Genomic DNA, 6,151 nt, shown 5'->3' with positions numbered 1-6,151 from the left:
CTGCTCGCGCGCGGACAGTACGGCCGGAAGCACCACGTCGTATGGGAGGCGAAGATGATCGAGTACCTCGGTGCAGTAGTGCCACCAAGGCCGGCTCGCGGTGTCCGGCGACGGCCCATCGACAGGCGGTTCGAAGACGACCGTTATCGGCACGGAATCCTTCACGTCACATCTCCTTCATGGTTTCCGGCGACGCCGCCGTGAGGGCTGGGGGATGGCCGGAACATCGTGTGTGCGGGTGCGGGTGCCGAGCTCACTCACGTCGTGCAGTCCCGGACGTAGTGCCCTGGAGCTACTTCGCGCAGCGGTAGGTCCCCGGCTTCGGGTTGCCACGGCGTGGCGGGTGCCGGCAGCGGGTCCTTGCTCACGGGCAGGACGGCCGCCAGCAGCTGCTGGGTGTAGGGGTGGCGTGGCGAGTCGAAAAGGATCTCGGTCGGCGCGATCTCGACGACCTGCCCGAGACACATCACGGCCACCCGATCCGCGAAGCGCTCGACCACCGCGAGGTTGTGCGAGATGAACACCAGCGTGAGCCCGAGGCCGGCGCGCAGCTCGTCCAGGAGCGCGAGCACCTGCGCCTGGATGGAGACGTCCAGGGATGACGTCGGCTCGTCGCACATCAACAGCTTCGGTTCCAGGGCGAGTGCCCGGGCGATGGCGACGCGCTGCTGCTGGCCACCGGAGAATTGCCGCGGATAGTGATCAGCGAACCGTGGATTGACGCCGACCATGGTGAGCAGTTCGATCGCCCGTTGCCGCCGCGACCGTTTATCACCCCGCTTGTGCAGCCGGAGGGGCTCGGCCACGTTCGCGGAGACGCTGTAGTGGGGAAGCAGGGACCCGTACGGATTCTGGAACACCATCTGCATCTGGGCGCGCAGCCGGCGCATGTCGCCGTGGCGGACCGTCGAGAGGTCCACCCCGTCGAAGGTCACGGTGCCGTCGGTCGGCGCCATCAGACCCATCATCAGCCTGGCCATGGTCGACTTGCCGCTGCCGCTCTCTCCGACCAGACCGAGTGTCTCGCCACGTCGGACCGACAGGGATACGTCCCTGACCGCGTGGACGTCACCGGCCCTGGTGCTGAAGACCTTGTCGACGTGGTCGACGCCGATCAGGCGGCCGTCGACGGGTTCCGTGTCGGTTCCGGGGCCGGATCCCGCGCCGTCGGGTCGCACCGTGACATCAGCCATGTTGCACCGCCTTCCAGCAGGCGACCTCGCGTCGTCCTGTGCGCTCGTCGGCCCGGTCGTCCGTGCGCTCGTCCGTCGGCCGGCCCGTCTCTGCGACCGTGCCCGGCACAAGGTCGCTGCCGTTCCCGCTCCACGGGAGCAGCGGTTGATCCTCCTGGCCGCACCTTTCCTCGGCCCGGTCGCAGCGCGGGTGGAAGGCACACCCGGGTGGCCGATGGGCCAGATCGGGTGGCGATCCTGGGATGGGGCGCAGCGCCCGTTGCCGGGCACCGACCTCCAGCGTCGAGGAGAACAGGCCAGAGGTGTACGGATGCGCGGGGTGGGCGAGTAGCGGGCGGATCGGTGAGTGCTCGACCACCCGGCCCGCGTACATGACGATCGCGTCGTCACAGAAGTACCGGGCGACGCCGAGATCGTGAGTGATCATGATGACTCCGGTACCGCGCGCCTTCAGCCGCGCCAGCAGATCCAGCAGCTGTCTCTGGACGGTGACGTCAACGGCCGTGGTCGGCTCGTCGGCGATCAGCACGGACGGCTGGGTGACCATCGCCATCGCGATCATGGCCCGCTGTCGCATACCTCCGGACAACTGGAACGGATAGGTGCGGATCCGCTTCTCCGGCTCGGGAATGCCGACGTCGCCGAGGGTTTCGACGGCGCGCCTCTTGGCTTCCGCCCGGTCGCAAATGCCGTGCCACAGCAGGTGCTCGGTGAGCTGCCGTTCCAGCGTGAGGGTCGGGTTGAGCGCTTCCATGGCGTTCTGGAAGACCATGCCGATGTCGCGGCCGCGGACCTTGCGCATCTGGCGCTCGGACAGGCCGAGCAGGTCGGTCCCGCCGAGCCGTGCCTGACCGCCGGCGACCCTGCCGGTCTTCGGCAACAACCGCATGACGCTGCGCATGGCCACGCTCTTCCCGCTGCCGCTCTCCCCGACGATGGCCAGCGCCTGGCCCGGTTCGACGGTGAAGCTGACGTCGTCCACCACCCGCAGCACCCGGTCCCGGAGGACGAATTCCGTGCGAAGGTCCTCAACCTCCAGCGACGACGCGCTACTCATCGGTCCTCCCCGCTCGTGTCGAAGGCGTCCCGGATGCCGTCTCCCACCCAGGTGAACGCCAGCAGGGTGAGGGCGAACAGGGTGGCCGGGAGGAACAGCAGGTGTGGTGCGGCCAGGATGTAGCTCGTCCCTTCCGAGATCATCGACCCCCACGACGGTGTGGGCGGCTGGACACCGAGTCCCAACAGCGCCAGGCCGGCTTCGGCGCCGATGGCCGCTGGGATGGCGAAGCTCGTGGTGACCAAGAGTGGGCCGATGGCGTTGGGCAGGATGTATCGGATGGAGATGGTCATCCCGGACGCACCCATCGACCTCGCCGCCTCGACGTACTCGCGTTCCTTGACGGTGAGGACCTGGGCGCGCACCAACCGCGCCTGCGTCACCCACGAGGAGATCCCGATGGCCAGCATCACCGCCCACAGGCTGCGTCCCATCACGGTGACCAGCACGATCGCGAATAGGTAGCTCGGGAACGCGTACATGACGTCGGTGATGCCCATCAGGCCCTGGTCGACCCGTCCGCCGATGTAACCCGCGGACAGCCCGATCAGGATGGCCACCACCAGGGACGCCAGCTCCGCGCCGAACGCGACGAACAACGCGGTGCGTAGTCCGTAGATCAGCCGGCTGAAAATGTCCCGGCCGAGTAGGTCGGTCCCCAGCAGGTGCCCGTCGGTCAGCAGTGGTGCCAGCCGCGCGTCCGGGTCGGTCTCGGAGAAGTGGTACGGCGCGATCCACGGCGCCGCCAGCGCGGTTACGATCAGCAGTGCGCAGAAGATCAGGCTCGCGAAGGCCAGCTTGTTGGCCCTGAACCGGGCCCATGCTCGAGCCCAGTGACTTCTGGCCTTGTCGGCTTCTACGCCGGTTGCCGCTGCGGGCTCTTCTGTGATCGTCGCCACCGGCTCACACCCCCTGCTGCTCGGATTCGGGGATCGAGGTACCCGTAGACGAGGTCCACGATCAGGTTCATGGTCATCAAGATCAATGCGAAGAACAGGGCCGTGCCCATCAGCAGCGGCATGTCCCGGCTTGCGGCCGCCTGGGCGAAGTACAGGCCCAAGCCGGGAATGCGGAACAGCGCCTCGACGAAGACGGTGCCCGTCATCAGCGATGCCAGGAGTGGGCCGAGTACCGTCACGATCGGGATCATCGAGTTCCGCAACGCGTGCCGTGTGATCACCGTCGATCGTGGTCCGCCCTTCGCCAGGGCCGCGACGACGTACTCTTCGCGCAGCGTTTCCAGCATGCTTGAGCGCACGTACCTGGCGAGTACCGCAGTCGGCCCGAGGACCAGCGCCAAGACGGGCATGACCATGTGCTGTGGTCCGTCCCAGCCGCTGGACGGCAGCACGCCTAGTGTGAGCGTGAAGACCAGCACGAGGATGACGCCGGTGAGGTAGTTCGGCAGCGCCGTTCCGAGTGTGATCAGGAACATCGTCCCGTGATCGGCCGCGGAGTTCTGCCGGACCGCCGCGTATACCCCGACGGGTATCGCGATTACCAGGGACAGCAACACCGCTATGATCGCGATGGTCGCCGAGATCGGGAAACCCTGGGCGATGATGTCCTGCACGTCCTGGGCCGGGTACTTGTACGACGGCCCGAAATCCCAGGTGACGGCTCCCTTCATGAAGATCAGGTACTGCCGCCAGGCAGGAATCTCCTCGCCGTAGCGGGATGCGAACGCGTGCACCATATCTTCGGTTCCGGCCCCTCCGAACTGAGAGGCACCGGCGCTGATCCGTTGGATGTCCGCGAAGTTCCCCGGGGCGAGCTGCAACAGGGTGAAGGTGATCATGGATACGGCGGTCAGGGAGAGCACCATGCGCACGACACGCTTGCTCAGATATGTCATGAAACTCATCGCGTGCCCTCCCCGCGCCGGTTCGGCCGAACAGCCATGCTGGTGTCCTTACTGTTCCTCGGCCGCGATGCTGACGCCCTTGAGGTAGTAGGCATCGCTCGAGGGCCGCAGGTTCAAGCCCTGGATCGTCGGACGAACAGCGAAATAGCGGTCCTTCCACAACACCGGGATCATCAGGTGCTGCTCCTCCCGCAACTGCGCCGCCTGGATGAACAGGGCTTCCCGCTCGGCCTCGTCATCGGCGTTCATGGCTTGCTCGACCAGGTCCGCGAGCTCGTGCGAGTCGTCGCTGGCGTGCTCGTCGAGGATCGCCGCCATCTCGGCGTTACGTTCGGCGATCGAAAGGTCGCCGTCCGCCTGGACCTCCTGGTATTCGGTCCAGATGTCCGCCGGAAGGCTGAACTCCTGGATGTCCTGCGGCGACCAGAGAGAGCCGACCATGGTGGGCCAGTCGGGGGTTCCGGCGAAGGATCCGTAGTAGAACCCGATGTAGTCCTCATCCTGGACGGCCCAGCGACGTTCGACCAGCACACCGGACTCCACCGTGTCGGCCTTGGCGCTGATGCCGAGGTTGCGGCGCCACGAGTCGACGGTGGCCTCCACGTCCACGTTCGACGTGCCGGCCAGCAGGTTGATCTCCGGGAACCCCTCACCATCCGGGTATCCGGCCTCGGCCAGCAGCCGCTGTGCCTCTTCGATGTCCTCATCCACCTCGATGCTGTCGTCGTAGCCGGGGACGTTGCCCAGCACCAGCGAACGGCCCGGCTCGCCATCCGGCGTCACCGAGGCGATGTAGGTCCGATCGAGCGCGAGCGACAACGCTCTACGGATGTCGACATCTTCGAGCAGCGGGTTCTCGCTGCGCAGGGTCGCCAGATAGACGTAGGAGACGGACGGCGCCACCCGAACGTGTTCGGCCAGCTCCGGGTCGCTCTCCATCCGGATGATGTCGGCGTTGGCGAGACCGACGATGTCCACCTCGTCGTTCTCGTACGGCACCGTGGCGGCGCCCGTCGTGCCGCCCTCGAGGAGCGCGATCTCGACCCGATCGAGATGGACGTTGTCGGGATCCCAGTAGTGCGGGTTGGGGACAAGCTCCATGCTCGAGTTGGTCACCCACACGTCGACGACGAACGGCCCGTTGCTGACGATGTGCTCGGCTTCCTGCCAGTCCTGGGGGTGTTCCTCGACGGTGTCCATGTGCAGCGGCAACATCGACGGGTGGGTCATCGCCAGCAGGAAACCCGGGGTCGGGGACTCCACCTCGATCTCCAGGACACGTTCGTCCACCGCGCGGACGCCCACCTCCGACCAGTCGTCGGTGGCGCCTTCCAGGAAGTCCGCGGCGCCCTTGATGTTGGTGGCGCTCTGGTACGAGTTGGCCCCGTCGGTGCTGCCTCCCGTCTCGCCGGCCCCGGGGGTGAACAGCCGCTCGTAGCTGCGCTCGAAGTCCTCGGCGGTCACCGGATCGCCGTTGGACCATTTCGCGTCCTCGCGAAGGTTGAACGTGTAGGTCAATCCATCCTCGGACACCTCCCAGCTCTCTGCCACGCCGGGAGCGACGTCGGTGCCGTCGTCGTTCTGTACCACCAGCCCTTCGAAGATCCCCTTCGCCGACATCCACATGCCGAAGGTGACCACCTGCGGGTCGATGATCGAGAGGTTGCTGCTGGACAGCCGTAGCACCTGCTCCGGCGCTGCATCGCCGTCGCCGTCACCCGAGCTGCTGTCGCCGCTGTCCGCGTCCTCAGCGAACAAGGTGCACCCGGACAGTGTGAGCGCGACCGCCACGGCGGCGACCGCCGATCGACGTGTGCGGGAACCGTGTCGAGCCGAACGTCTGCTTGCGCCCATGATTCCTCCATGAACTATGTGACTGTGAAGCTGTGACGAGGTGGTGCGACCCGCACGTGCGGGCGCGTCACAGATCCGTCGGATGGTTGAGAACCTTGCGGATAGCAGTGGCGATGTCCTCGGCGTCCGCTGTTGTCCCGAGGAGCGTCTGCGGTGACAGCCACATCGCCTCGGCCACGATCT

Annotated in this window: 5 protein-coding genes; all 5 read right to left on the bottom strand. The window is 66.6% G+C overall.

The features are described from left to right. Positions 1–257: 257 nt before the first annotated feature. From ELR45_RS05795 to ELR45_RS34655, 5 genes are read right to left on the bottom strand one after another with little or no spacing between them, the layout of a single operon-like run. Positions 258–1,193 carry an ATP-binding cassette domain-containing protein gene (locus ELR45_RS05795; RefSeq protein WP_129664150.1) on the bottom strand — a complete coding sequence of 312 codons (936 nt, stop codon included), beginning with the start codon at positions 1,191–1,193 and terminating at the stop codon, positions 258–260. Beyond that, a complete protein-coding gene (locus ELR45_RS05790) occupies positions 1,186–2,250 on the bottom strand; it encodes an ABC transporter ATP-binding protein (protein ID WP_129664148.1) in 1,065 nt (354 codons plus the stop codon). The genes ELR45_RS05795 and ELR45_RS05790 overlap by 8 nt, the downstream gene beginning before the upstream one ends. Next, on the bottom strand, positions 2,247–3,149 hold the full coding sequence (locus tag ELR45_RS05785) for an ABC transporter permease (protein WP_129664146.1): 903 nt from the start codon (positions 3,147–3,149) through the stop codon (positions 2,247–2,249). The genes ELR45_RS05790 and ELR45_RS05785 overlap by 4 nt, the downstream gene beginning before the upstream one ends. Next, positions 3,107–4,114 carry an ABC transporter permease gene (locus tag ELR45_RS05780; RefSeq protein WP_129664144.1) on the bottom strand — a complete coding sequence of 336 codons (1,008 nt, stop codon included), beginning with the start codon at positions 4,112–4,114 and terminating at the stop codon, positions 3,107–3,109. Before ELR45_RS05780 ends, ELR45_RS05785 begins: the two co-directional genes overlap by 43 nt. Before the next feature lie 48 nt (positions 4,115–4,162). Beyond that, the gene (locus tag ELR45_RS34655) at positions 4,163–5,968 is read right to left on the bottom strand and encodes a peptide ABC transporter substrate-binding protein (RefSeq protein ID WP_165367510.1); all 1,806 of its coding nucleotides are present in this window, start codon (positions 5,966–5,968) and stop codon (positions 4,163–4,165) included. Positions 5,969–6,151 lie beyond the last annotated feature (183 nt).

This window comes from Phytoactinopolyspora endophytica (genome assembly GCF_004138495.1).
In the GTDB taxonomy this organism is placed as follows: domain Bacteria; phylum Actinomycetota; class Actinomycetes; order Jiangellales; family Jiangellaceae; genus Phytoactinopolyspora; species Phytoactinopolyspora endophytica.
The sequence above is the reverse complement of the archived record's forward strand: the minus strand, read 5'-3'. Positions and strand labels throughout refer to the sequence as shown.